The organism is Halomonas sp. MES3-P3E (assembly GCF_002836035.1).
GTDB classification, from domain to species: Bacteria; Pseudomonadota; Gammaproteobacteria; order Pseudomonadales; family Halomonadaceae; genus Vreelandella; species Vreelandella arctica.
In genome coordinates this window covers 151,868-174,099 of the sequence record NZ_PJBT01000021.1, presented here as the reverse complement: position 1 = coordinate 174,099, position 22,232 = coordinate 151,868, and the positions used below count along the sequence as shown (strand labels likewise).

Annotated in this window: 21 protein-coding genes; 10 read left to right on the top strand and 11 right to left on the bottom strand. The window is 55.1% G+C overall.

The window, feature by feature from the left end:
* Positions 1 to 55 precede the first annotated feature (55 nt).
* Both CXF87_RS08015 and sixA read left to right on the top strand, forming a co-directional pair.
* A complete protein-coding gene (locus CXF87_RS08015) occupies positions 56 to 1,159 on the top strand; it encodes an NAD(P)H-dependent glycerol-3-phosphate dehydrogenase (protein ID WP_101146251.1) in 1,104 nt (367 codons plus the stop codon).
* Positions 1,152 to 1,631, top strand: coding sequence for a phosphohistidine phosphatase SixA (gene sixA, locus CXF87_RS08010; RefSeq protein WP_101146250.1), 480 nt, complete (start codon positions 1,152 to 1,154; stop codon positions 1,629 to 1,631). The genes CXF87_RS08015 and sixA overlap by 8 nt, the downstream gene beginning before the upstream one ends.
* Positions 1,632 to 1,801: 170 nt before the next feature.
* On the opposite strand, the gene gatB is transcribed toward sixA, so the two are convergent.
* The 3 genes from gatB to gatC all read right to left on the bottom strand — a co-directional run bounded on the left by gatB (position 1,802) and on the right by gatC (position 5,075).
* Positions 1,802 to 3,256 carry an Asp-tRNA(Asn)/Glu-tRNA(Gln) amidotransferase subunit GatB gene (gene gatB, locus CXF87_RS08005; RefSeq protein WP_101146249.1) on the bottom strand — a complete coding sequence of 485 codons (1,455 nt, stop codon included), beginning with the start codon at positions 3,254 to 3,256 and terminating at the stop codon, positions 1,802 to 1,804.
* Positions 3,256 to 4,716: an Asp-tRNA(Asn)/Glu-tRNA(Gln) amidotransferase subunit GatA gene (gatA, locus tag CXF87_RS08000; protein ID WP_101146248.1), complete on the bottom strand. Its 1,461-nt coding sequence runs from the start codon at positions 4,714 to 4,716 to the stop codon at positions 3,256 to 3,258. The genes gatB and gatA overlap by 1 nt, the downstream gene beginning before the upstream one ends.
* 71 nt (positions 4,717 to 4,787) lie before the next feature.
* Positions 4,788 to 5,075, bottom strand: coding sequence for an Asp-tRNA(Asn)/Glu-tRNA(Gln) amidotransferase subunit GatC (gene gatC / locus CXF87_RS07995; protein ID WP_008958637.1), 288 nt, complete (start codon positions 5,073 to 5,075; stop codon positions 4,788 to 4,790).
* Between the two features lie 228 nt (positions 5,076 to 5,303).
* Between gatC and CXF87_RS07990 the strand changes: the two genes are divergently transcribed.
* The 7 genes from CXF87_RS07990 (at position 5,304) to tldD (ending at position 15,196) form a co-directional block, all read left to right on the top strand.
* On the top strand, positions 5,304 to 6,341 hold the full coding sequence (locus CXF87_RS07990; protein WP_008958638.1) for a rod shape-determining protein: 1,038 nt from the start codon (positions 5,304 to 5,306) through the stop codon (positions 6,339 to 6,341).
* A gap of 23 nt (positions 6,342 to 6,364) precedes the next feature.
* A complete protein-coding gene (gene mreC / locus CXF87_RS07985) occupies positions 6,365 to 7,294 on the top strand; it encodes a rod shape-determining protein MreC (RefSeq protein WP_101146247.1) in 930 nt (309 codons plus the stop codon).
* Positions 7,294 to 7,782 (top strand): rod shape-determining protein MreD, encoded by a 489-nt coding sequence (mreD, locus tag CXF87_RS07980; protein WP_008958640.1) that lies wholly within the window; start codon positions 7,294 to 7,296, stop codon positions 7,780 to 7,782. The genes mreC and mreD overlap by 1 nt, the downstream gene beginning before the upstream one ends.
* Positions 7,779 to 8,360: a Maf family protein gene (locus CXF87_RS07975; RefSeq protein WP_101146246.1), complete on the top strand. Its 582-nt coding sequence runs from the start codon at positions 7,779 to 7,781 to the stop codon at positions 8,358 to 8,360. Before mreD ends, CXF87_RS07975 begins: the two co-directional genes overlap by 4 nt.
* Before the next feature lie 67 nt (positions 8,361 to 8,427).
* On the top strand, positions 8,428 to 9,891 hold the full coding sequence (gene rng / locus CXF87_RS07970) for a ribonuclease G (RefSeq protein ID WP_008958642.1): 1,464 nt from the start codon (positions 8,428 to 8,430) through the stop codon (positions 9,889 to 9,891).
* A 2-nt stretch (positions 9,892 to 9,893) separates the two neighbouring features.
* The gene (locus CXF87_RS07965; protein WP_101146245.1) at positions 9,894 to 13,748 is read left to right on the top strand and encodes a YhdP family phospholipid transporter; all 3,855 of its coding nucleotides are present in this window, start codon (positions 9,894 to 9,896) and stop codon (positions 13,746 to 13,748) included.
* Complete coding sequence (gene tldD / locus CXF87_RS07960; RefSeq protein ID WP_008958644.1) at positions 13,745 to 15,196, top strand: metalloprotease TldD; 1,452 nt, start codon at positions 13,745 to 13,747, stop codon at positions 15,194 to 15,196. Before CXF87_RS07965 ends, tldD begins: the two co-directional genes overlap by 4 nt.
* A 10-nt stretch (positions 15,197 to 15,206) precedes the next feature.
* On the opposite strand, the gene yjgA is transcribed toward tldD, so the two are convergent.
* On the bottom strand, positions 15,207 to 15,728 hold the full coding sequence (yjgA, locus tag CXF87_RS07955; RefSeq protein WP_101146244.1) for a ribosome biogenesis factor YjgA: 522 nt from the start codon (positions 15,726 to 15,728) through the stop codon (positions 15,207 to 15,209).
* A 108-nt stretch (positions 15,729 to 15,836) separates the two neighbouring features.
* On the opposite strand from yjgA, the gene pmbA reads away from it, so the two are divergent.
* On the top strand, positions 15,837 to 17,177 hold the full coding sequence (pmbA, locus tag CXF87_RS07950; RefSeq protein ID WP_101146243.1) for a metalloprotease PmbA: 1,341 nt from the start codon (positions 15,837 to 15,839) through the stop codon (positions 17,175 to 17,177).
* A 3-nt stretch (positions 17,178 to 17,180) separates the two neighbouring features.
* Here pmbA and CXF87_RS07945 read toward each other — a convergent pair whose 3' ends face one another.
* The 7 genes from CXF87_RS07945 to lptA all read right to left on the bottom strand — a co-directional run bounded on the left by CXF87_RS07945 (position 17,181) and on the right by lptA (position 22,231).
* A complete protein-coding gene (locus CXF87_RS07945) occupies positions 17,181 to 17,450 on the bottom strand; it encodes an HPr family phosphocarrier protein (RefSeq protein ID WP_008958647.1) in 270 nt (89 codons plus the stop codon).
* 45 nt (positions 17,451 to 17,495) lie between these two features.
* The gene (gene rapZ / locus CXF87_RS07940) at positions 17,496 to 18,428 is read right to left on the bottom strand and encodes an RNase adapter RapZ (protein WP_008958648.1); all 933 of its coding nucleotides are present in this window, start codon (positions 18,426 to 18,428) and stop codon (positions 17,496 to 17,498) included.
* 111 nt (positions 18,429 to 18,539) lie between these two features.
* Entirely contained in the window at positions 18,540 to 19,010 is a 471-nt protein-coding gene (locus CXF87_RS07935; RefSeq protein WP_101146242.1) for a PTS sugar transporter subunit IIA, read from the bottom strand.
* A gap of 4 nt (positions 19,011 to 19,014) precedes the next feature.
* Entirely contained in the window at positions 19,015 to 19,323 is a 309-nt protein-coding gene (gene hpf, locus CXF87_RS07930; protein ID WP_007114683.1) for a ribosome hibernation-promoting factor, HPF/YfiA family, read from the bottom strand.
* 98 nt (positions 19,324 to 19,421) lie between these two features.
* Positions 19,422 to 20,837: an RNA polymerase factor sigma-54 gene (locus CXF87_RS07925; protein ID WP_101146241.1), complete on the bottom strand. Its 1,416-nt coding sequence runs from the start codon at positions 20,835 to 20,837 to the stop codon at positions 19,422 to 19,424.
* A 123-nt stretch (positions 20,838 to 20,960) separates the two neighbouring features.
* Positions 20,961 to 21,710: an LPS export ABC transporter ATP-binding protein gene (lptB, locus tag CXF87_RS07920; protein WP_008958651.1), complete on the bottom strand. Its 750-nt coding sequence runs from the start codon at positions 21,708 to 21,710 to the stop codon at positions 20,961 to 20,963.
* 11 nt (positions 21,711 to 21,721) lie between these two features.
* Positions 21,722 to 22,231 (bottom strand): lipopolysaccharide transport periplasmic protein LptA, encoded by a 510-nt coding sequence (gene lptA / locus CXF87_RS07915; RefSeq protein WP_008958652.1) that lies wholly within the window; start codon positions 22,229 to 22,231, stop codon positions 21,722 to 21,724.
* Position 22,232: the final 1 nt, after the last annotated feature.

Below are 22,232 nucleotides of genomic sequence, written 5' to 3'. Positions count from 1 at the left end.
GCTAGTTTTGATAAAGTGGGCGTGTACGTTCTGCGAGACTTATTAGGACACCATCATGGCTGAGCAGCAAATTAAGGTCGCCGTACTCGGAGGCGGTAGTTTCGGTACGGCATTAGCAAGTATTGCCGCCGATAATGGCGCCCACGTCCGTCAGTGGATGCGTGACGAAACGCTGGTCGCGCAAATAAATAACGAACACCGTAACGGGCGCTATCTGCCGCATTACGCAATGAATCCAGCCGTAGAAGCCTCAACCGATATGCAGGCTGTATTAGCTGATGCCTCCCTGGTACTGATTGCGATTCCCTCAAAGGCCTTTCGCAGCGTGGTGCAAGCAGCAAAAGCGTGGCTGAGGCCTGAGCAAATTCTGGTAAGTACCACCAAAGGGATTGAGCAGGACGGCTTCTTGCTCATGAGCCAGGTGCTTGAACAGGAGACAGGCTTTAGCCACATTGGTGTGATTGCAGGGCCTAACTTGGCATCTGAAATTGCCGATAAACAGTTAACCGCTACGGTCATTGCTAGCGCTGACCCGTTAACCCGCACGCGGGTTCAGCAAGCGCTGGGCTGCCGTTATTTCCGCGTTTACGCCAGCGATGATCGCCACGGTGTTGAGTTAGGTGGCGCACTAAAAAATATTTACGCCATTGCGGCGGGCATGGCGGCGGCGCTGGGTATGGGTGAAAACACCCGCAGTATGTTGATGACCCGCGCGCTGGCTGAAATGAGCCGCTTTGCGGTTGCCCAGGGCGCTAACCCGATGACTTTTTTAGGCTTGGCAGGCGTAGGAGACTTGATCGTTACCTGCTCGTCTAATTTATCGCGTAACTACCGGGTTGGCTATGCCATGGGAGAGGGGCGGACGCTTGAAGAAGCCGTTGATGCACTTGGCCAAGTGGCGGAAGGCGTTAATACAGTGAAGCTGGTATGCGCCAAAGCGAGCGAGATGGGTGTTTATATGCCGTTGGCGGAAGGGCTTCATCACGTACTGTTTGACGGCGTGCCTGCTCAAGAGATGGCGCGCACCCTGATGATGGGCGAGCAGAGTAGTGATGTAGAGTTTATTCTGCCCCGTGAGGCTGTTCAGCAGGCTCATCGCGACCAAGCCCATCATGACCAGGCTCCTCCCTCTCAAAAAAACGGAGGCTCGAATGCCTGATATGTTGATCATGCGCCATGGCGAGGCTGGGCCAGGGTATCCCGATCACGCGCGCCGCTTAACATCGCGCGGTGAGCGTGAGGTCGAAAAAATGGCGCGCTGGCTGGCCGAGCGTGTGGCTGCTGGTGAATTGCCAATGCCAACGCTTTATGCCAGCCCCTACGCACGAGCGCAGCAAACCGCGCAAGCGCTGTGCGACGCGCTGGGTACTCCCCTTGAGACGCTAGATTTTATCACCCCAGAGGACTCACCCAGCGCTGTGAGCGACTGGCTGCTTGAACAGCCTGAGGGCACGCCGATTATGCTGGTGAGTCATATGCCGCTGGTGGGCGATTTGGCGGGGCTGTTGGTCGAGGGGAGTCCAGCCCAAGGCATTGGTTTTCCTACCGCCGCCATCGCTGAGTTTGAAGCCGAGGTCTGGGCGGCAGGCTGCGCGCAGCTGAAGCGTTTTACCCAGCCCAGCCAGCTTTGATGGCCATAAAGACCAAAAAGCGGCTGCCGGGGCAGCCGCTAGTTGTTCGAAAATTTCAGTTCCGAATCAACTCGTAGCGGGGGTCTTTCGCCAAGGATGGCGAAAGTAGCGCCCAGGGAGGGGTTTACAGCGCCCCCGCCAAGAGTTGTTCGGATTGTCCAAAACTGCCGTTACAACAGCGCGTCGAGCTTCTCTTTTAGCAAGCCATTCACCTGCTGCGGGTTGGCGGTGCCACGCGATGCTTTCATTACCTGACCGACAAAGTAGCCGATCATCTTGCCGCGTTTTTCCGGCTCCGAATCACGATACTGGGCAACCTGGGCGGGACTGTCGGCGATCACTTGATCAATCATCGCTTCAATCGCGCCGGTATCCGTTACTTGTTTGAGCCCTTTGGCATCAATAATATCGTCGGCGGATTCGCCCTGGCCATTCCACAGCGCCTGAAAAACCTCTTTTGCCGCTTTACCGTTGATGGTGTTGTCCAGCACGCGACTGATCAGCTGGCCTAGCTGGCGCGCCGAAATCGGGCTGTTGGCAATGCTTAGGTTTTCGCGATTAAGGGCGCCGGAAAGCTCACCCTGTACCCAGTTAGCCGACTGCTTAGCGTCGCCGCACTCGTTATGCACGGCCTCAAAGAACTCGGCCATATCGCGGCTGGCTGAAATGACATTGGCGTCATAGGCAGATAGCCCCAGCTCGTTTTGGAACCGTTCGCGCTTATCGGCAGGCAGTTCAGGCAACTGGCTGCGTAAGTGATCCAAGTAGGCTTGATCAAGAACTACTGGCAGCAGGTCGGGGCAGGGGAAGTAGCGATAGTCGTTGGCTTCTTCCTTGGTACGCATGCTGCGGGTTTCATCGCGATCCGGGTCGAATAGGCGCGTTTCTTGAACCACGCTGCCGCCATCTTCGATCAACTCAATTTGACGCTCAACTTCAAATGCAATCGCACGTTCGACGAAGCGGAAAGAGTTAACGTTTTTAATCTCTGCGCGCGTACCAAAGGCCTCCTGACCCGTGGGACGCACTGAAACGTTAACGTCGCAGCGCATGGAGCCTTCCGCCATGTTGCCGTCAGAAATGCCCAGGTAGGTGACGATCGAGTGAATCGCCTTGAGATACGCCGCGGCCTCTTTCGCGCTACGCATATCGGGCTCTGAAACGATTTCCAGCAGCGGTGTGCCAGCCCGGTTCAGGTCAATCCCGGTCATACCATGAAAATCTTCATGCAGCGACTTGCCAGCATCCTCTTCAAGGTGAGCATGGTGAATGCGGATACACTTGGTGCTGCCATCTTCCAGGGTAATCTCAATGTCGCCAGGCCCCACGATGGGGTGATACATCTGACTAGTCTGATAGCCCTTGGGCAGGTCGGGGTAAAAGTAATTCTTACGGTCAAACACCGACACTTCAGCGATATCCGCATGCACCGCCAAGCCGAACTGAACGGCCATCGCCACCGCCTGTTCATTAAGCACCGGCAATGTGCCGGGCAGGCCTAAATCGACCGCGCACGCTTGGGTGTTGGGCTCAGCGCCAAACGCCGTTGAGGCACCGGAGAAAATTTTTGAACGCGTTGCGAGCTGAACGTGGACTTCAAGCCCAATCACGGTTTCCCATTGCATTAGGCGTACTCCTCGGCAAAGGCAGGACGTTGTAGGTGCCAATCGGTCGCTTGTTGAAACTGGTGAGCGACATTTAGCAACTGCGCTTCGGCGAAGTGGGTGCCGAGAATTTGCAGGCCCACCGGCCGACCATTGGAAAAGCCAGCCGGTACGCTGATGCCGGGGATGCCCGCCAGGTTAACCGCGATGGTGTAGATGTCCTGTAAGTACATTGATACGGGATCTTTTTTAGCGCCTAGGTCGAAAGCAGGCGTGGGGGAGGCCGGTCCCATCAGCACATCCACATCTTCAAAGGCGTCTAGGAAGTCCTGGCGGATCAGGCGACGTACTTTTTGAGCCTTGGTGTAGTAGGCGTCAAAGAAACCTTCCGACAGCGTATGAGTGCCGATCAGGATGCGCCGCTTGACCTCTTCACCGAAGCCCTCAGCCCGTGAGCGGGTATACAGATCAATCAAATCGCTGGGATTGTCGCAGCGATAACCAAAGCGCACACCGTCGTAGCGTGACAGGTTCGAAGAGGCTTCGGCGGGGGCGATAACATAGTAAGCCGGAATCGCATAGTGGGTGTGCGGTAGGCTGACTTCGCGCACGGTCGCGCCCAGAGATTCGTACACTTTCACTGCTTCGCGTACGGCCTTTTCAACATCGGGATCTAAGCCATCGCCAAAATACTCTTTAGGCAGGCCAATCTTTAAGCCTGAGAGCGGAGCATTAAGGCTTTCCACATAGTCCGGCACGCCGCGGGTGACGCTGGTGGAGTCGCGTCCATCGTGACCGGCAATAACGCCCAACAGGTGTGCGCAATCTTCGGCGCTACGTGCCATGGGGCCTGCCTGATCAAGACTTGAAGCGTAGGCAATAATGCCAAAGCGAGATACACGGCCATAAGTGGGCTTCAAACCAGTGATGCCGCAAAACGCCGCCGGTTGGCGGATGGAGCCGCCGGTATCGGTGCCCATGGCGGCAGGCACCAAGCCAGCCGCGACCGCTGCGGCACTGCCGCCGGAGCTGCCGCCCGGTACTGCGTTCAAATCCCAAGGGTTTTTAACCGGACCGTAGTAGCTGTTTTCGTTGGAAGAGCCCATGGCGAACTCATCCATATTGGTTTTGCCCAGACTAATCGTGCCCGCTGCGTTCAGCTTTTCAACGACGGTGGCATTGTAGGGGGCGATAAAGCTATCCAGCATTTTTGAGCCGCAGCTGGTTTTTACATCGCGAGTACAAAAAATATCTTTAAGCGCCAGGGGGATGCCCGCCAGCGTGCCAGCGGTGCCCGCCGCCCGCGCGTTATCAGCAACTTCGGCTTGCTTCAGCGCTTGCTCAGCGGTCACGCTGATAAAACTGTTCAGTTTGCCGTCAGCTTTTTCAATGCGCTGCAAATAGTGAGCGGTCAGCTCTCGGCTTGAGAACTCGCCGCTTTTTAAGGCAGCAGCGAGTTGCGTTAATGTTTTCTCATACATGACCCGGAAGCTCCGTTCAGGGGCGAAAAAAAGAGGCGGTGTGGTTGGCTCGGGTTAGCTCGACGACGCGGTTATTCAACGACGCGAGGCACCAGATACAAGCCGTTTTCCACTGCCGGAGCACAGCGCTGAAAGGTATCACGCTGGTTAGATTCGGTGACTTCATCGGCGCGCAGTCGCTGAGTCGCATCTAACGGATGAGCGAGCGGCTTAACACCTTCAGTATCAAGGCTTTGTAGCTGATCGACCATGTCCAGAATCCGGCTTAGGTCTTCTACAAAGCCGCTGGCTTGGTCATCGCTGACGGCGAGTCGGGCCAAGTGAGCGGCCCGGCGCACATGAGATTCTTCAAGCGCCATGATCGATATTCCTCGTAAACGTAATTGAACAATATCCGCTTTAAGCGGTATACATACCGATATCAAAAAAACGTCTTGTGTAGCAGACGTGGAAAATAGCCGCAAAAGGTACCACATATTGGCCTTAACGGGCAGTATTAGGCACGACTCGTGCTTGCTGCCAGGGGGTTGCGGTGATACCGTTTGCATCCGCACAGGGTTCCCGGTCTGCACTAGGTAACAACATCCATGTTTAAACGTTTAAGGGGGCTGTTTTCCAGCGATCTATCGATTGATCTGGGTACAGCCAACACACTGATTTATGTACGCGGTCGCGGCATCGTGCTTGATGAGCCGTCCGTGGTTGCTATCCGCCAGTCAGGCAATATGCGTAGCGTCGCGGCAGTCGGTACTGATGCCAAGCGAATGCTGGGGCGTACGCCTGGCAACATTACGGCAATTCGGCCGATGAAAGATGGTGTCATTGCCGACTTCACCGTCACCGAGCAGATGCTTCAGCACTTTATCCGTAAAGTTCACCAAAGCACTTTCCTAACCCCCAGCCCACGAGTGCTGGTGTGCGTTCCTTGCATGTCAACGCAAGTCGAGCGTCGGGCGATTCGCGAGTCAGCGGAAGGTGCTGGTGCTCGCGAGGTGTTCTTGATTGAAGAGCCCATGGCAGCGGCTATTGGTGCGGGTCTTCCGGTTGATGAAGCGCAAGGGTCGATGGTGGTCGATATCGGTGGTGGTACCACTGAAATCGCGATTATTTCTCTCAATGGCGTGGTCTATTCCGAGTCTATCCGGGTGGGCGGCGACCGCTTTGATGAAGCGATCACTGCTTACGTGCGTCGTCACTACGGCAGCTTGATTGGTGAAGCGACGGCTGAGCGCATCAAAGAAGAGATCGGCTGCGCCTACCCAGGTGGCGAGCTACGTGAAATTGATGTGCGTGGCCGTAATCTGGCTGAAGGTATCCCGCGCAGCTTTACGCTCAATTCCCACGAAATCCTGGAAGCATTGCAGGAAACGCTGGGTTCCATTGTAGCAGCGATCAAAAGCGCGCTTGAACAATCTCCCCCTGAATTGGCGTCCGATATCGCCGAGCGTGGCTTGGTGTTAACGGGTGGCGGTGCTTTGTTGCGCGATTTGGATAAGCTCATTGCTGAAGAGACAGGTTTGCCGGTGATTGTGGCTGAAGATCCGTTGACCTGTGTTGCTCGTGGCGGTGGTAAAGCGCTGGAAATGATTGATCAGCACACCTTTGAGTTGCTGTCGAGCGACTAATCGCAGCGGTTAATTGCGGGGGATTGCCTATTAAGCCGCTGTTTTCGCACGGGCCACTGCCGGGCTATCGGCTGTTTTTTTGCGTATTGGCTGCCAGTGCTTTGATGTTTGTCGACCAGCGTTTCACGCGTATGGAACAAGTGCGTGCGCAACTGTCGACAGTTGTTGCCCCTATCCAATGGGTGGTTAGCGTGCCTAGTGACCTGTTGAATTGGGGGTCGCTGGCACTTTCTGATCAACAGGCCCTGGTGGATGAAAACCGTCGCCTGCGTGAGCAGATTCTTACCCTTTCCCATCGTGGTCAGCGAATGGCGAATTTAACAGCGGAAAACAGCGAGCTGCGCGAATTGCTAAGGGCCGCTGAACGTCGTGAGATTCCCTATATCACGGCGGAGCTTTTATCGCTGGATAATGACCCTTTTAGTCATCAAATGGTAGTCAATCGTGGGCACCGTAACGGCGCCTACGTGGGGCAGCCGGTTATCGACGCCTCTGGCTTGGTGGGCCAAATTACTGCTGTCTCTGCCTATTCCAGTCGCGTTTTGCTATTAGCGGATGCCAGTCATGCCTTGCCGGTCCAGCTAAACCGTAATGGGTTACGCTTTATTGTTCAGGGGGCCGGGCGTTACAGCAGTGTTAATGTGATGCATGTCCCCGATACAGCGGATATTCGTGAGGGTGACTTGCTAACCACTTCAGGGTTAGCGGGGCGTTTCCCGCCGGGGTATCCCGTCGCACGCGTAACAGAGGTTTTCCACGACCCTGGTAAGCCCTTTGCGCGTGTAACGGCCGAGCCCATGGCGCAGTTACAACGCTCGCGCCACTTTTTGCTGCTTTTCCCGCCTCCGCGTGTGGAAGTGGAAGAGCATGCGTGGGATGAAACGCTGGATATCTCGGCAGAGGCGTTACGCTCCTCGCTACGGCTTGCTAATCCCGATCAAGAGGTGCCCTGATGGCGCGTGCACCGGTTGTGCCTATTTTAGCTATTTGGCTAAGCCTGCTATTGGCGTTATGTTTGCAAGTCATGCCGCTGGCCGATGGCTGGCAGGTATATCGGCCTGAATGGCTGGGGCTTATGCTAATTTACTGGTGTATGCGAGCTCCCGACAGAGTCGGCGTTTTTCATGGCTTTGTACTAGGCATTTTGATGGATTTAATCGAAGGCACCGCGCTTGGGCAGCATGCTCTCATCTATTCGCTCTTAGCGTTCCTTTGTGCATTGGTGTACCCACGCTTCCGGGCTTATTCACTGGTACAACAGTCGGCTCTCGTGTTGGTGTTGCTCGGCTTAGTGCAGCTCGTCGCGCAGTGGCTGCGCACCATCGTGGGTGATTTTTCAATTCACCTGGCCTTTTTAATTCCCTCGCTGATCAGTGCATTTTTATGGCCGTGGTTGTCTACCATGTTCCAAGCATTCGAGCGCCGGTTGGCCGCTTCATGACCGCACCTGTTTTATGCTTAGCGTCTGCCTCACCACGCCGTCGGGCCTTGCTGGAATCTATTGGTGTGTCGGTCACGGTTAACCCCTGTGATATTGATGAGACACCACTGGTTGGTGAGTCGGCCCAAGCGTATGTACAGCGCTTAGCGATTGCCAAAGCCAAGGCGGCAGCCCCCCTAACTGACTTACCTACGTTAGGTTCAGATACCGCTGTCGTCGTTGATGGGCGAATTCTAGGTAAACCGGTGGATGCCGAGCAGGGGGCTGATATGCTGCGGCTGCTTTCCGGGAGGCAGCATGAAGTGCTGACCGCCGTGGCGGTGAGTGGGCCTGAAGGTATGCTCTCCTGCTGCGTGATCACCCAGGTGACCATGCGAGAAATAGAAGCACATGAGATTGCTGCCTACTGGCGTACCGGCGAGCCCGCTGATAAGGCAGGTGGGTACGCCATACAGGGATTAGCAGCGATCTTTGTAAAACAGATTCATGGCAGTCATTCGGCGGTGGTAGGGCTACCACTGTTTGAGACGGCACACTTGCTACGTCGACAGGGAGTCCCCATCTGGCAGCGCGTTTAACTCCCCTTGGATGAGAGCGCCGCCTAGATCGCTGGCAAGGAATACGTCAACCAACAAGGAATTTTGCATGAGCGGTGAAGTTCTCATCAATTTAACGCCAATGGAAACCCGCGTCGCGCTGGTTGAAAATGGTGTTTTGCAAGAGGCACTGATCGAGCGTTCCCGTCGGCGTGGTATCGTGGGCAATATCTACAAAGGCAAAGTAGTGCGTGTGCTGCCTGGAATGCAGGCTGCTTTTGTTGATATTGGCTTAGAGCGGGCGGCGTTTATTCATGCCCATGAAGTAATGCCGCCAGGTACGCCTCCAGATGAGCAGCAAACTATCGGTCAGTTGCTTCACGAGGGGCAGGCGCTGGTGGTACAGGCCACTAAAGATCCTATTGGTAGCAAAGGGGCGCGCTTAACCACGCACCTTTCGATCCCTTCCCGTTATTTGGTCTACATGCCGGACTCGCCGCACCATGGCGTATCGCAGCGCATTGAAGATGAGCGTGAACGCGAGCGCTTAAAGGCACTGCTGGATAGCAGCGTAGCAGAGCAAACGCTGGAAGTGACGGGTGGCTTTATTGTTCGCACCGCCGCTGAAGGGGTGGGCGATGAAGAACTGAAAGGCGATATGTATTTCTTGCTGCGTCTATGGCGCAAGGTAAGTGAGCGTAAAGTTACCGCGACGCCACAAAGCGTGATTTATGATGATTTACCGCTCTTTATGCGTACGCTACGCGACGTTATGCGCGACGATATCGAAAAAGTGCGTATCGACTCACGAGAAAACTTCGTCAAGCTGGTAGAGTTTGCTGAAGAGTTTATGCCTGCTGCGGTTGAGCGTATTGAGTACTACCCCGGCGAGCGCCCCATCTTTGATCTCTACAGCGTCGAAGATGAGATCCAGAAAGCGTTAGGCCGTAAGGTACAGCTCAAGTCTGGTGGCTATTTGGTCATTGACCCCACTGAGGCCATGACCACCATTGATGTGAATACCGGTGGTTATGTGGGGCACCGCAATCTTGAAGAGACCATTTTCAAGACCAATCTTGAAGCAGCGACGGCGATTGCCCGCCAGCTTCGGCTGCGTAATCTGGGCGGCATTATCATTATCGACTTTATCGATATGATTGATGTTGAGCATCAGCGGCAGGTATTGCGGGTGCTGGAAAAAGCCTTAGAGCGCGATCACGCCAAAACCAAGTGTACCGGCGTCACCGAACTAGGCCTTGTTCAGCTTACTCGTAAGCGTACCCGGGAAAGTTTGGAGCAGACGCTCTGTGAAGCCTGCCCCACTTGCAGTGGCCGTGGAACGCTGAAAACCCCGGAAACGGTCTGCTATGAAATCTTTCGCGAGATTCTCCGAGAGGAGCGCGCCTACAGTGCCGAAACTTACATGGTGCTTGCCTCGCAGTCAGTCGTTGATCGTCTATTAGATGAGGAGTCAGCTGCGGTAGCAGACCTGGAGACATTTATTAATAAAACGATCCGCTTCCAGGTTGAACAGCACTACTCCCAAGAGCAGTACGATATCGTACTGATGTAATCATGCAGACTAGTTCGCTGGTGCGTTGGAGTTTACTGATAGCGGCTTGGCTGCTGGGTAGCGCCGCTGTGTTGCTGCTACTGCTTCGCTTGGCTTTTAGTCAATCCGACGCTCTTACCCCCCGCATTGAAGCGCTGCTTGAAGCGCGTATTGGCGTGCCGGTTACTATTGAGCGGTTATCGCTTTCCTTCGCCCGGAGCGACCTGCTGTTACGCCTTGATGGGTTGAACGCAGAAACGCCTGATGGCCAAGCACTGTTTTCCCTGGACCATGCGGGGCTGCGTTTGGATACCTGGGCGTCGCTTGTCAATATGGCGCCGATTTTTAGCGACGCACGCATAAGCGGAACCGAGTTTCATCTCTATCAAGGCACGGGAGCCTCTTGGCAATGGCCTGAGCCGGCCGAGTTGCCGCTATTAATGGCGGCTGAACCGGAGGTCGATCTGGCCGCTATTGATGACTGGGCTGAACTCATATTGCGCCAGCGTCTATGGGTAGATGACACCCGCGTGGTGCTGCATGGTAGACACGATACCGTGATGTTGCATGCCGAGACGCTGCTGCTGACTGGCGATGAACGGCGCACACGGCTGGAAGGCGCGATCAATATTGCAGAATCCCTCCAGCAGGCGCGCAAGGTTGCCCTTCCCGCGGCTGAAATTAAGGTTGAGATGCAGCCCGGTCAACATGGCTTGAGCGACTTTTCTGCAGCACTGCAGCTGGATATTCAGCTTGACCAATTGGTAGTGTTGGCCGCTATGTTCCGTCCTGATCATGCCGCCTATTTAGAGCAGGCTGGGGGGAGTGCGCGGTTATGGGGCCGCTGGAGCGCTGGACGTCTTGAGGAAGCCCGTGTTGCCGTCAATGTGCCCCAGTTAACCCTTCGCCATAATGTTCAATACGCGGTGCTAAGGGATATTGCAGCGAATGGCTTATGGCAGCGTGACGGCGACGGGGGCGAGGCCTGGCTAAGTGGTGACGCCGAGAGCGTCGAGTGGGCGCAACCCCCCGGGGGCAGCGTTGGTCCGGCCTTGCCGCGATACTGGCACGCCACCCATCAACCAGGGATGTGGGAAGTTCGCACCAGTGCCTTTGAACTCGCCTCGCTGACAGCCTGGCGCGATTATGTATTGCTACCTGAGTCAGTAACGCGAGTATTGCAAACCCTTGCCCCCCGCGGGCAAGTGCAGGGGTTGCACGTTGGGCAGCAAGATGGTCGCTGGGGAGTCAATGCGGCCCTAACCGGTGTCGAGGTCTCGCCTTGGCAGCAGGCCCCAGGCGGTGGCCCGTTGGATGCCTGGGTGCAGGCGCGGGATTTTCGTGGCCGTGTACTGTTTAGCAGCGACGGCGACAGTACCCTCTATTTCCCCGAGTTTTTTGCCGCTCCCATGCAGTTAAGACGTGCCGAAGGAGAAGTAGAGTGGGTATACGATGGTCCCAATACCATGGTGAGTGGCAAGAACCTCAGCGTTGACTGGGATGGCGCTCAGGTGTCGGGTGGTTTTGGTTTAGTCACCGGTAATCAGCGCGGCCATTTTGGCTTAGATCTAGATTTTAGTGAGGTGGACGCGCTAGACAGACCACTGGCTCAATGGCTGCCGCTTAGCGTGATGGATGAAGGGCTACGCGATTGGCTGCTCAACGATATCGGTGGCTATGTCACCGAGGGGTCGTTACAGCTAAGCCAGCCCTTAGGAGAAACGGTAACCGTTGAGGATTTTACCGCCACACTTGCGCTGGCAATTACACAAGGCCATTTGCCGATTGCGCCAGGCTGGCCACGCCTTGATGACGTTGAGGGTCGTCTGAAATGGCAAAATAAGGTGTTAAAGGCTGAAGTTGAACATGCTCAAAGCCATGGTGTTACTGCTTCAGAGGGTGAAGTGGTGATGGAGAATGAGATACTTAATCTATCGGGCCAGTTGAAGGCGGATGGTTCGGCGTTAACGACCTTTTTACAGGCGATGCCCGATATTGATCTTTCCCCACTGAGTGATCTGCGCGTAACGGGCGATGTTAATGGCGATATTGCCTTGTCGCTACCGCTGGAAACGCCTGATGCGCTGCAACTGGAAATTAACGCCTTGCCACGCTTCTCCGAAGTGGTTTACCAGCCGCTGGGTTTACGGCTTCAGTCGGTCCAGGGTGACCTCGCTTGGCTGCAGGACGGAGAGAGCAGCGGGCTGGTGGGTGACGCCAGTGGCCAATTGCTAGGCGGACAAATAGCCGCAGATATCCACACCCAAAACGACAGAATACAGCTGCAGGGTAATGTAGCGACCTCTGCACTTTTTGAGCTTGCTGGGTTAAATGACAGCCAAGGGCGCCTGCCGTTAGAAGGGCAGCTACAGTGGCAAGGCAATGTCAGCTTAATGCCCACGCCAACCCTGCGCCTGGAAAGCCGTTTACTCGGTGTCACCAGTCATTTACCGGCACCCTTTGCCAAGTCGGCCCAGCAGCCATGGCCCTGGAGCGTGACGGCTGACATTGAAGCTGGACAGATCGAAAGCCGTTTGGCTGATATTGCTTCCGCGCGACTTCAGCAGCGCAATGGCTCTATTGCTGGGTCGCTATATCTAGGCAATGAGGCAACGCGCACGCACACTTGGCCTACGCAGGCCGGGTTAAGCATTGATGCCGATGTGCCGCGTATTGACCCGCTGGCTTGGCAGCAGGCGATTGCACCGTTAATGGCAAAAGGCGCATCTACGCCCAGCAGTGGCAACGGTCAGGTGCCCTTAACAGTAGCGTTAACGACACCCTGCGTGGTTTATCAAGATGAGTGTTTAGGCAGCCTTAGTGCCACCGGTGGTATGAACGGTGACCTCATTGATATGGATTTAAGCGGTAATCTTGTGACCGGGCGTTTGCAGTATAATGTGCAATCGCCGCAGCCTTTGGATATGACGATTGAAGCGTTGTCGCTTGATCGTTTGCTGGTGTTAGCTAACAAGCAACATGATAGTGATTCGCCTACGCCAGACTCCTGGATGCAAGCGGTTAAAACCCAGCGCGAGGCGCCAGCCGCCATTCCCGATTGGCTGGCCGATGTGCCTAATGGGCGATTACGGTTAGCCGAAATTTCCATGGGGCCCCGCCGTTTCGGTCCGTTGACCGCCTACTGGAAAACCGATGGAGAGCGCTTTTCGCTCACTCCGGTTGGTTTGACCCTGGGCCAGCTCTCCGCACGAGGCGAGCTGCACTGGGAGGGTAACGCCGCATCCAGCCACACCCGTGCGGACATCTCAATTCAAGGTGGGGATATCGGCACCGCCCTTGAGCGCCTAGACCAGCCTGTGGCCATGCGCAGCCGCAGCACCGATGTGGTGGCCTCGCTGGATTGGCCGGGCGCCCCCTGGCAACTGGCGTTAAGGCATGCCGATGGCTATATCAGCACTGACATTCGTGACGGCAGCTTTGTCACCCTGGAATCGGCACCGGCGCGGTTAATCGGCTTGCTCAATTTCGATAACATCTTACGACGGCTGCGCTTGGATTTTTCTGACGTTACCGGCCAAGGCACTGCATTTGACCGTGTCAACGGTACCGCCGATGTAACCGGTGGACTGCTAACACTTCGCGGCCCATTGCAAATTGACGCCCCGGCCACCACCCTAACGTTGACAGGCAACGTCGACCTTGTAACGCGTGAACTTGACCAGCGGCTTGGCGTCACACTGCCAGTGACGCAAAGTTTGCCGATTGCGGCCATTGCCGTTGGTGCGCCCATCGTCGGCGGCGCGCTATTCCTCGCCGATCAACTGTTTGGCGATGCCCTAGATCGCGCCACAACGCTTCATTATCGCGTGCGAGGCCCTTGGACCTCGCCGCAGGTTACTTTAGAAGGCCCCCAATGACCGCATATAAAAGTGATGTAGATACCGCTGCAGCCATCCTGTTGACTCCCGGAGGATTGGATTTAGACGCTCTGGAAACAGGGCTAGGCTACGCCATGGGCGCGGGTATTGACTACGCCGACCTTTATTTTCAGCGGACTTGGCAAGAGGGCTGGGTGCTGGAAGATAGCGAGGTAAAAGAGGCCAGTTATAATATCGATGGCGGTGTCGGCGTGCGTTCGCTGGCGGGTGAGAAGACCGGTTTTGCCTACTCCAACCAAATTACCGCTGATGCATTGATGGATACCGGTCGCACCGCGGCTGGCATTGTGCGCAGTGGTAAGCGCTTGCCTGGGCAGCTGGTTAGTCCAGTGTCCGCCATGTCGCGCTATGCAGGGATTGATCCCTTGGCCGGCCTGAGTGCTGAAGAAAAAGTCGCCATGCTGAAACAGGCTGACCGTGTGGCGCGTGCTGCCGATCCCAGTATTAGCCAGGTAAGTGCCTCCTTATCGGGCACTTATGAAGTGGTGTTGGTACGGGCTAGTGATGGCACGTTGGCGGCCGATATCCGCCCGCTGGTGCGCTTCAATGTCAGCGTGATTGCAGTTAAGAATGGGCGTCGCGAACGCGGCAGCGCCGGTGGTGGCGGTCGTTACTCCATGGCTAAACTGCGCGATGATCAAGTGGCGGAGCATTACGCCAAAGAGGCGGTGCGTCAGGCATTGGTCAACCTGGAAGCCATCGATGCACCCGCAGGGCAAATGCCTGTGGTGTTGGCATCCGGCTGGCCGGGGATCTTGCTGCATGAAGCGGTAGGGCACGGCCTGGAAGGTGATTTCAATCGTAAAGGCAGTTCCGCCTTTGCCGGCAAGATGGGCGAGCGCGTGGCCGCTAAAGGCGTCACCATTGTCGATGATGCGACGATATCGGATAGCCGTGGCTCAATGAGCGTGGATGACGAAGGGACACCGGGTCAGTATACGCCGCTTATTGAAGACGGCATTTTAACGGGCTATATGCAGGATAAGCTCAATGCCCGATTAATGGGCATGGCGCCCACAGGAAACGCGCGACGTGAATCTTTCGCCCACTTGCCGATGCCACGCATGACCAATACAGTCATGCTGGCTGGTCAGGATGAGCCTAGCGATATTATCAAAAGCGTAAAGCGCGGTATTTACGCGGTCAGCTTTGGCGGCGGCCAGGTGGATATTACCTCGGGTAAATTCGTGTTCTCCGCCAGCGAAGCCTACCTCATTGAAGATGGCAAAGTAACGGCGCCGGTGAAAGGAGCCACGTTAATTGGTAACGGCCCAGAAGCGATGCAGCGGGTATCCATGATTGGTCATGATATGGCGTTGGATACTGGTATCGGCGTGTGCGGTAAAGAGGGGCAGGGCGTGCCGGTCGGTGTCGGCCAGCCTACCCTCAAATTGGATGAGCTGACCGTTGGCGGCACGCAGTCTTAAAAAAGTTTTTTTAAAGCGCTAAGGTTTCGCGAAGGTGTTTGAAGAGCTTACGCGAGCTGGTCGGTGGTTTGCCCTGCTCGCGTTCCCGCTGGGCGTTGCGAATTAATTGACGCAGCGTTTGGCGGTCCGCATCGGGATGCTCCTCCATGAACAGGTCAACAGCATCATCGCCTTCGTCAATTAAGCGTTCACGCCATTTTTCGAGACGGTGAAACGCGTGGTCGCGCTGTTCCTGCTCTTGATCAATGGAGTCGAACACGCCTTGGATGGCGGCGAGGTCCTCTTTACGGATAAGTTTGCCGACGTACTGCATATGGCGGCGGCGGCCTTCATGAGAACGAATGCGCGAGGTTTCCTCGATAGCGCGCAGCATATCGTCAGAAAGGGGAAAGCGGGCGCGCTCTGCCGGTCGCATGGCGATTAACGTTTCCCCAAGTGCCTGTAAGGCATGCATTTCGCGTTTGAGTTGCGACTTGCTTGGGCGTTCTTCCTGCTCTTCTACTTCAACGGGGTCGGGACGTTGCTTACGCATAGTGTGGCTCACAGATAAAATTCGTTGCGGCATTATACCAGCTGCGAGTACAACATTGATTCGCCGAAGACATTCTCTTGGAGACATTCGGTTGAGAAAGGAGGCCATATGGCACAGGCATTTGATGCATCCGCGCAGCAGTCGTTACTGACCGCGCGGGCCGAAGAGGCGCTAGCGCTGGCAAAGCGCTTGGGCGCGGATGCTGCCGAAGTAGGCGCAAGCGTCGATCAGGGAATAGGTGTGAGCGTACGCCAGGGCGAAGTTGAAACGGTTGAGTTATCCCGTGATCAGGGCATCGCCGTGACGCTTTACGTAGGCCAGCGTAAAGGTAGTGCCTCATCAACGGATGCTAGCAGTGCCTCGATCCAGGCTGCGGTAGAAAAAGCGCTGGCGATTGCCCGCTATACCGGAGAAGATCCGGCCGCCGGGTTGGCCGATGCATCGTTGATGGCCACCGAGTTACCCGATCTGGAAGTGCATTACCCCTGGGCACTCACAACCGATGAGGCGATCGAGCTAGCGCTTGCTTGCGAGCAGGCGGGGCGTGATGTTGACGGTATCTCTCAGTCGGATGGCGCATCACTTTCGAGTGGCGAAGGCGTGCGCGTTTATGCTAATAGCCACGGCTTTTTAGGCACCCAAAAGGGCAGTAGTCACTCTCTTTCATGCATGCTGATTGCACAGGATGCGAGCGGTATGCAGCGCGACTACGACTACACTTCTGCACGCGATCCCAAGGCACTGCGCGACCCCGCCGAGGTGGGCCGTGAGGCCGCCGAGCGTACGCTGCGCAGGCTCGGCGCAAAACGTCCGCCCACGGGTACCTTTCCAGTGCTATTTGACCCGTCGCTGTCCAGTGGCTTGATTGGTCATTTACTGAGTGGTTTAGCCGGTGGTGCTTTATATCGCCAAGCCTCGTTTCTGTGTGATCGGCTTGGCACGCCGCTGTTTCCCGATTGGTTCAGCCTTGAAGAACGTCCAATGGAAATCGGTGCCACAGCGAGTTCGCCGTTTGATGGCGAGGGCGTGCAAACCCGTAATAATCGTTTTATCGATCAGGGTAGCATTGCCAGCTATATGCTCTCTTCCTACAGCGCTCGTCGGCTGGGTATGCAAACCACGGGTAATGCCGGTGGGGCACGAAATGTGCGTTTGGTGGCACCACTGCAATCCCGTGACAGTCTATTAAAAGAGATGGGCCGGGGTATTTGGGTAACCGAGCTGATGGGGCAGGGCGTTAACGGCGTGACCGGTGATTACTCACGTGGCGCTGCAGGGTTTTGGGTAGAGGATGGAAAAGTACAGTACCCGATCGAGGAGTTTACGATCGCTGGGAACCTGGAGCGGATGTTTGCCGGGTTAGTGGGGATTGGCGATGACACCGATACCCGTGGCAGTGTTCACACGGGTAGTTGGTTAATTGATGCCATGACCGTAGCGGGAGATTAAAAGCTACTGATCTTCCTCAAAACGAGCATCGAACAGCGCTTGAATAGCATCAAGCGCCTGTTCGGCGTCATCGCCTTCAGCGTTGATGGTTAGCTCGGTACCGCAAGGGGCCGCGAGCATCAGCAGTGACATGATGTTGGCGGCGTCAGCGACCTGTTGCTGTTTTTGAACACGTATTGTCGCCGTGAACTGTTGGCCGCATTTTACCAGTTTGGTCGCCGCGCGTGCATGCAGGCCGCGTTGATTGGTAAGTGTGAGAATTCTTTCTGGCACCCTGGTTCCTTTTCGCCGAGTGGTGTCATTAATGGATAGAAGCGCTTAAGACGTTGCTTGCTGCTCGTCGGTTTGGGATGTGCTGGCGGGCGGAGCAGCTAGCTGTTCATTTAATGTGTACTGCAAGCCTAACTCGCGATGACGTAATTGAATTTCGCCCATACTGTGTACTAATCGCTCTGCTAGCTGTTCGACCATATAGACCGAGCGGTGTTGCCCACCGGTACAGCCAATCGCGATAGTCATGTAGCTACGCTGGCTATCTTGGTAAGCGGGCAGCCAGCGCTCAAGCCAAGCCTGAATATCGTTAGTCATGGCGTCTACGATGGGATAACCGCTTAAGAAGGCCACTATGTTCGCATCGCGGCCTGTGAATTGGCGTAGCGTTGGGTCCCAATATGGGTTTGGCAGGCAGCGCACGTCGAAAACCAAATCAGCATCCAACGGTACACCGCGCTTATAACCAAACGACTCAAGCGTCAGCGTGAGCTTGTCGCGCCGCTGATGGGCGACTTGGTCGGTAATGCGACGACGCAAATCGTGAACTGATAGCCTCGAGGTATCGATCAATAAATCGGCTAGATCACGAATGTCGAGCAGCGTTTCTTCTTCTTTATTGATAGCCTCTTCAAGCGTCATTTCGCTATCGCGCGTCAGCGGGTGCCGCCGCCGTGTTGCGGAGTAACGCTCAAGTAGGATGCGCGCATCAGTGGTCAGATAGATCACTTGAAAATCAATTTTACGTTGCCGCAAATCCTCTAATAAAGAGGGCAGTCGTGCCAGGGCGCCAGGCAAGTTACGGGCATCAATACTGACCGCCAAATGGGCGCGGTCGCCCTGGTCGCGTAATTCGTCCACCAACGACCCCAGCAACATGGCAGGGAGGTTATCAATCGCATAGTAGCCAAGATCTTCAAGCGCTTGTAAGGCGATAGATTTACCTGACCCGGAGCGGCCGCTAATGATCACCAGTTGCATAGAGTCTCGCTTTGCTTAGATCAAGCTGCATTGGGGGTGGTGGGCGAAGCATCAACTTAGCGTGTAAAATACCATTAGTTGGCTTTCACAACTTAAATTGGCGTTAACGACTTAGGACGTTGAATGCTCACGCATTTTGGCGGTAATAAGCTCAAGCAGCTCGCGCTGACTGCCTGCCTTGCGCAGCTGGTGGCGAGTATCCGCATCATTCATGATGGTCGCTACCTGGCCGAGTAGGGATAGGTGCGTGTCGTCTGCCTCTTCGGGTACAAGTAGGACAAACACCAGATCAACTGGGTCGCCATCAATGGCGTCGAAATCAATCGCTTCTGACAGTTTTAAAAAACCAGCGATAGGCGCCGAACAGTGCGGGCTGCGTGCGTGTGGGATAGCCACGCCATTGCCGATACCGGTGCTGCCTAAGCGTTCTCGACCGATTAACCGGCTAAACACTTCTTGGCTGTCCAGGCTGGGCGTATTTTGTGCGATAAAGGTGCTGAAAAATTCCAGCACCCTTTTTTTGCTGCCCCCGGGGACGTCAAAGAGAACTCGTTCCGGGGGGAGTATGGTTTCCAACGTCATTGAATTAACGCACGCCTGCGCCTTGGGCGCGAGCTTGTGCTTTTTCCTTATGTTTAACGAGTTGCCGATCAATTTTGTCCGCTAATGCGTCAATAGCGGCGTACATATCACTGTCTAGGGCTTCCGCATGTAAATCAGCACCTGCTGCGTGCAGCGTACAGGCGGCCTGCTGGCGCTCTTTCTCCACAGATAAGGTGACTTGCACCGTGGTTATGTTGTCGTAATGGCGCTCTACACGTTCAAGCTTTTCGTTGACATAGTCACGCAAGGCGTCAGTCAGTTCTACGTGATGACCAGTGATATTAACTTGCATTGACGTACTCCTTATCCATCGGACTGTACTTCGATTGTAACCCTTTTTGCCGCGTTGCAAAGCCCTTGTCGAGAGTTTCCCTAAAACGTTGATTTGTGCTAGCGCAAACGACGTCGCTCGCTAGAGGAGGGAATGCCCATGGCTTCACGGTATTTAGCCACCGTTCGACGCGCTACTTGAATTCCCCCCTCCCCTAATAGCGTGACTAAGCGGCTATCAGAAAGCGGCTTGCCTGGCGGCTCCTCTTGAACCAATTTCTTCAGCCGAGCGCGGATAGCGGTGCTTGAATGGCTGTCACCATCCTGGCCGCTGACTTGGCTTGAGAAAAAGTATTTGAGTTCAAATACGCCGCGAGGCGTATGAATAAATTTCTGAGTGGTTACCCGGGAAATAGTCGATTCGTGCATTTCCACGGCCTCGGCGATATCGGCCAATATGAGCGGCTTCATGGCTTCTTCGCCGTGTTCTAAAAAGCCAATTTGCCGGGTGATAATCTCGCGGCCAACGCGCAGTAGCGTATCGTTGCGGCTAGAGAGGCTCTTGATCAGCCAGCGTGCTTCCTGCAGGTGTTCTTTTAAAAACTGATTGTCCTGACTTTTATCCGCACGCTTTATTAAGCTTGCGTAGTCGGGCTGAATGCGAAGCCTTGGCAATGCCTCAGGATTGAGCTCTAAGTGCCAGCCTTCGTGGTCATGGCGTACGACCAGGTCGGGCGTTACATAACTATCATCGGTATCGCCATAGGCGCTGCCTGGGCGTGGATCAAGGCTACGAATGAGGAGAATGACATCAGCCAGCTGGTTATCATCGAGTCCCAGACGGCGTTTAAGTAAGCGCATGTCATCTTTGCCTAGTGCTTCCAGAAACTGCCGTACTAAGCGGCGGGCAGGAACCAGCAACGGCGTATCTTCGGGAAGAATGGCCAGCTGCAGCATCAGGCACTCACGCAGGTCGCGGGCGAATATCCCTGTTGGCTCAAATTGCTGAAGCTTAAGCAGAATAGTTTCTACTTCGCGCTGGCTAAGCCCATCGACACCTTGGGCGCGAAGCCCTTCACGGATATCGTTGAGCGGCTGAGTTAAATAGCCATTAGCATCTAGCGCGTCGATAAGACTTTCTGCGACAAGTTGCTCTCGCGCGCCAAAATCAGTCATGGCGAGCTGCCACAGCAAGTGCCCATGAAGACTCTGGCCAGCCGCTTGGCGCTCAAAATCAGGTCCTTCGCTGCTGGAGCCACCGTGACTGCCTATATCTTGGTAGGTGTCAGACCAATCACTATCTACCGAGAGCTCGGTGGGAATGCTCTCTGACCACTCTTCCTCTTTGGGCTCGCTGGCAGCCTGTTCGCCAAATTCATCCTCTTGTTCCAGCATGGGGTTGGCATCTAGGGCCTGCTGAATTTCTTGACGTAAGTCCAGCGTTGATAGCTGTAACAGAGCAATGGCCTGCTGCAGCTGAGGTGTCATGGTCAGCTGTGTGCCCATGCGCAGTTGAAGAGAAGCTTTCATGACCATCTGAGAACCACTCGTTAATCAGAATGCTCCACCCTAGTGTGAGTAGGTCTCCGGTGCAAGTGCAATAAGCATGCCATTGGTAGTAAAGTTGTTGTAGAGCGCTAATTAGAAGTGAAAAATAAGCTAGAGGCGGAAATCAGCGCCTAGATAAACCTCCCTCACTTTCTGGTTAGTGAGTATCGAGGCTGGAGAGCCGCTGGCGATGATTTGACCATCGCCCACGATGTAGGCGATATCACAAATATCCAGGGTTTCGCGAACGTTGTGGTCGGTGATCAGTACGCCGATGTGGCGCTGCTTTAATGCCCGAATAATGGTTTTGATCTCGCCCACCGAAATGGGGTCTACGCCAGCAAAGGGCTCGTCCAGCAGAATGAATGCGGGTTCTGTCGCCAGTGAGCGAGCAATCTCCACACGCCTGCGTTCACCGCCTGAAAGGCTCATGCCCAGGTTGTCGCGAATATGGGTAATGTGAAAATCTTCAAGTAGCGCTTCCAGGCGCTGCTCGCGGTCGCTACGGCTGAGTTCTTTGCGTGTTTCGAGTATCGCCATAATATTATCGGCAACCGATAATTTACGAAAAATAGACGCTTCTTGCGGAAGGTAGCCGATACCCGCCGCAGCGCGTTCATGCATTGGCGCGCGGGTTAGATCTACATCGTCGATACCCACTTTGCCAGCATCGGATTTCACCAGCCCCACAATCATATAAAACGAGGTGGTTTTGCCCGCGCCGTTAGGGCCCAGTAAGCCCACGATGCTGCCTTGGGAGATCTCTAAATTGATGTCTTTTACGACTCGACGTCGCTTATAGCTTTTGGCCAAGTGATGGGCATATAGGGTTTTGATTGGCGCAGTGTCTGTAGTTGCCAAGGCTTGGCTCCCTATTGTTCAGGCTGAAGGGTCATACGTATGCGCTGGGGCTCGCTGCCGTCAACGTCAGAGCGTGCTTGAATCACTTCACGGTCAATAAAATACTCAAGGCGCCCGCCGGTGAACGTATCCTCGAGCTGGATCAGCTCGGCTTGGTCAATCAGCTCTACGCGGCGCTCAGCGACGTGATAAATAATCCGTCGCGCCCAGCCTTCAGTGGGGCCATCTTGGCCTTCAACTTGATGACGCAGGTAGGCGCGTTCGCCGGTGGATGTCGCTTTCGATAGTTCGCCAGCCTCGTTGCGTTCGATCTCTACCCGTTCGCCTCGCAACTGCATTTCGCCTTGGCGAATATCTACATCCCCGGTGTAAACGGCGGTGCCTGCCCGCTGGTCCAGATCTAAGCGGTCGGCTTCTACTTCTACAGGGGCTTGTTGTGACGTTTGGGCCATTGCCGATAACGGCATCGTGAGGGCAAAAAGAGTGGTGGAGAAAAGGGCTGTATAAATAATGGCTTTCATG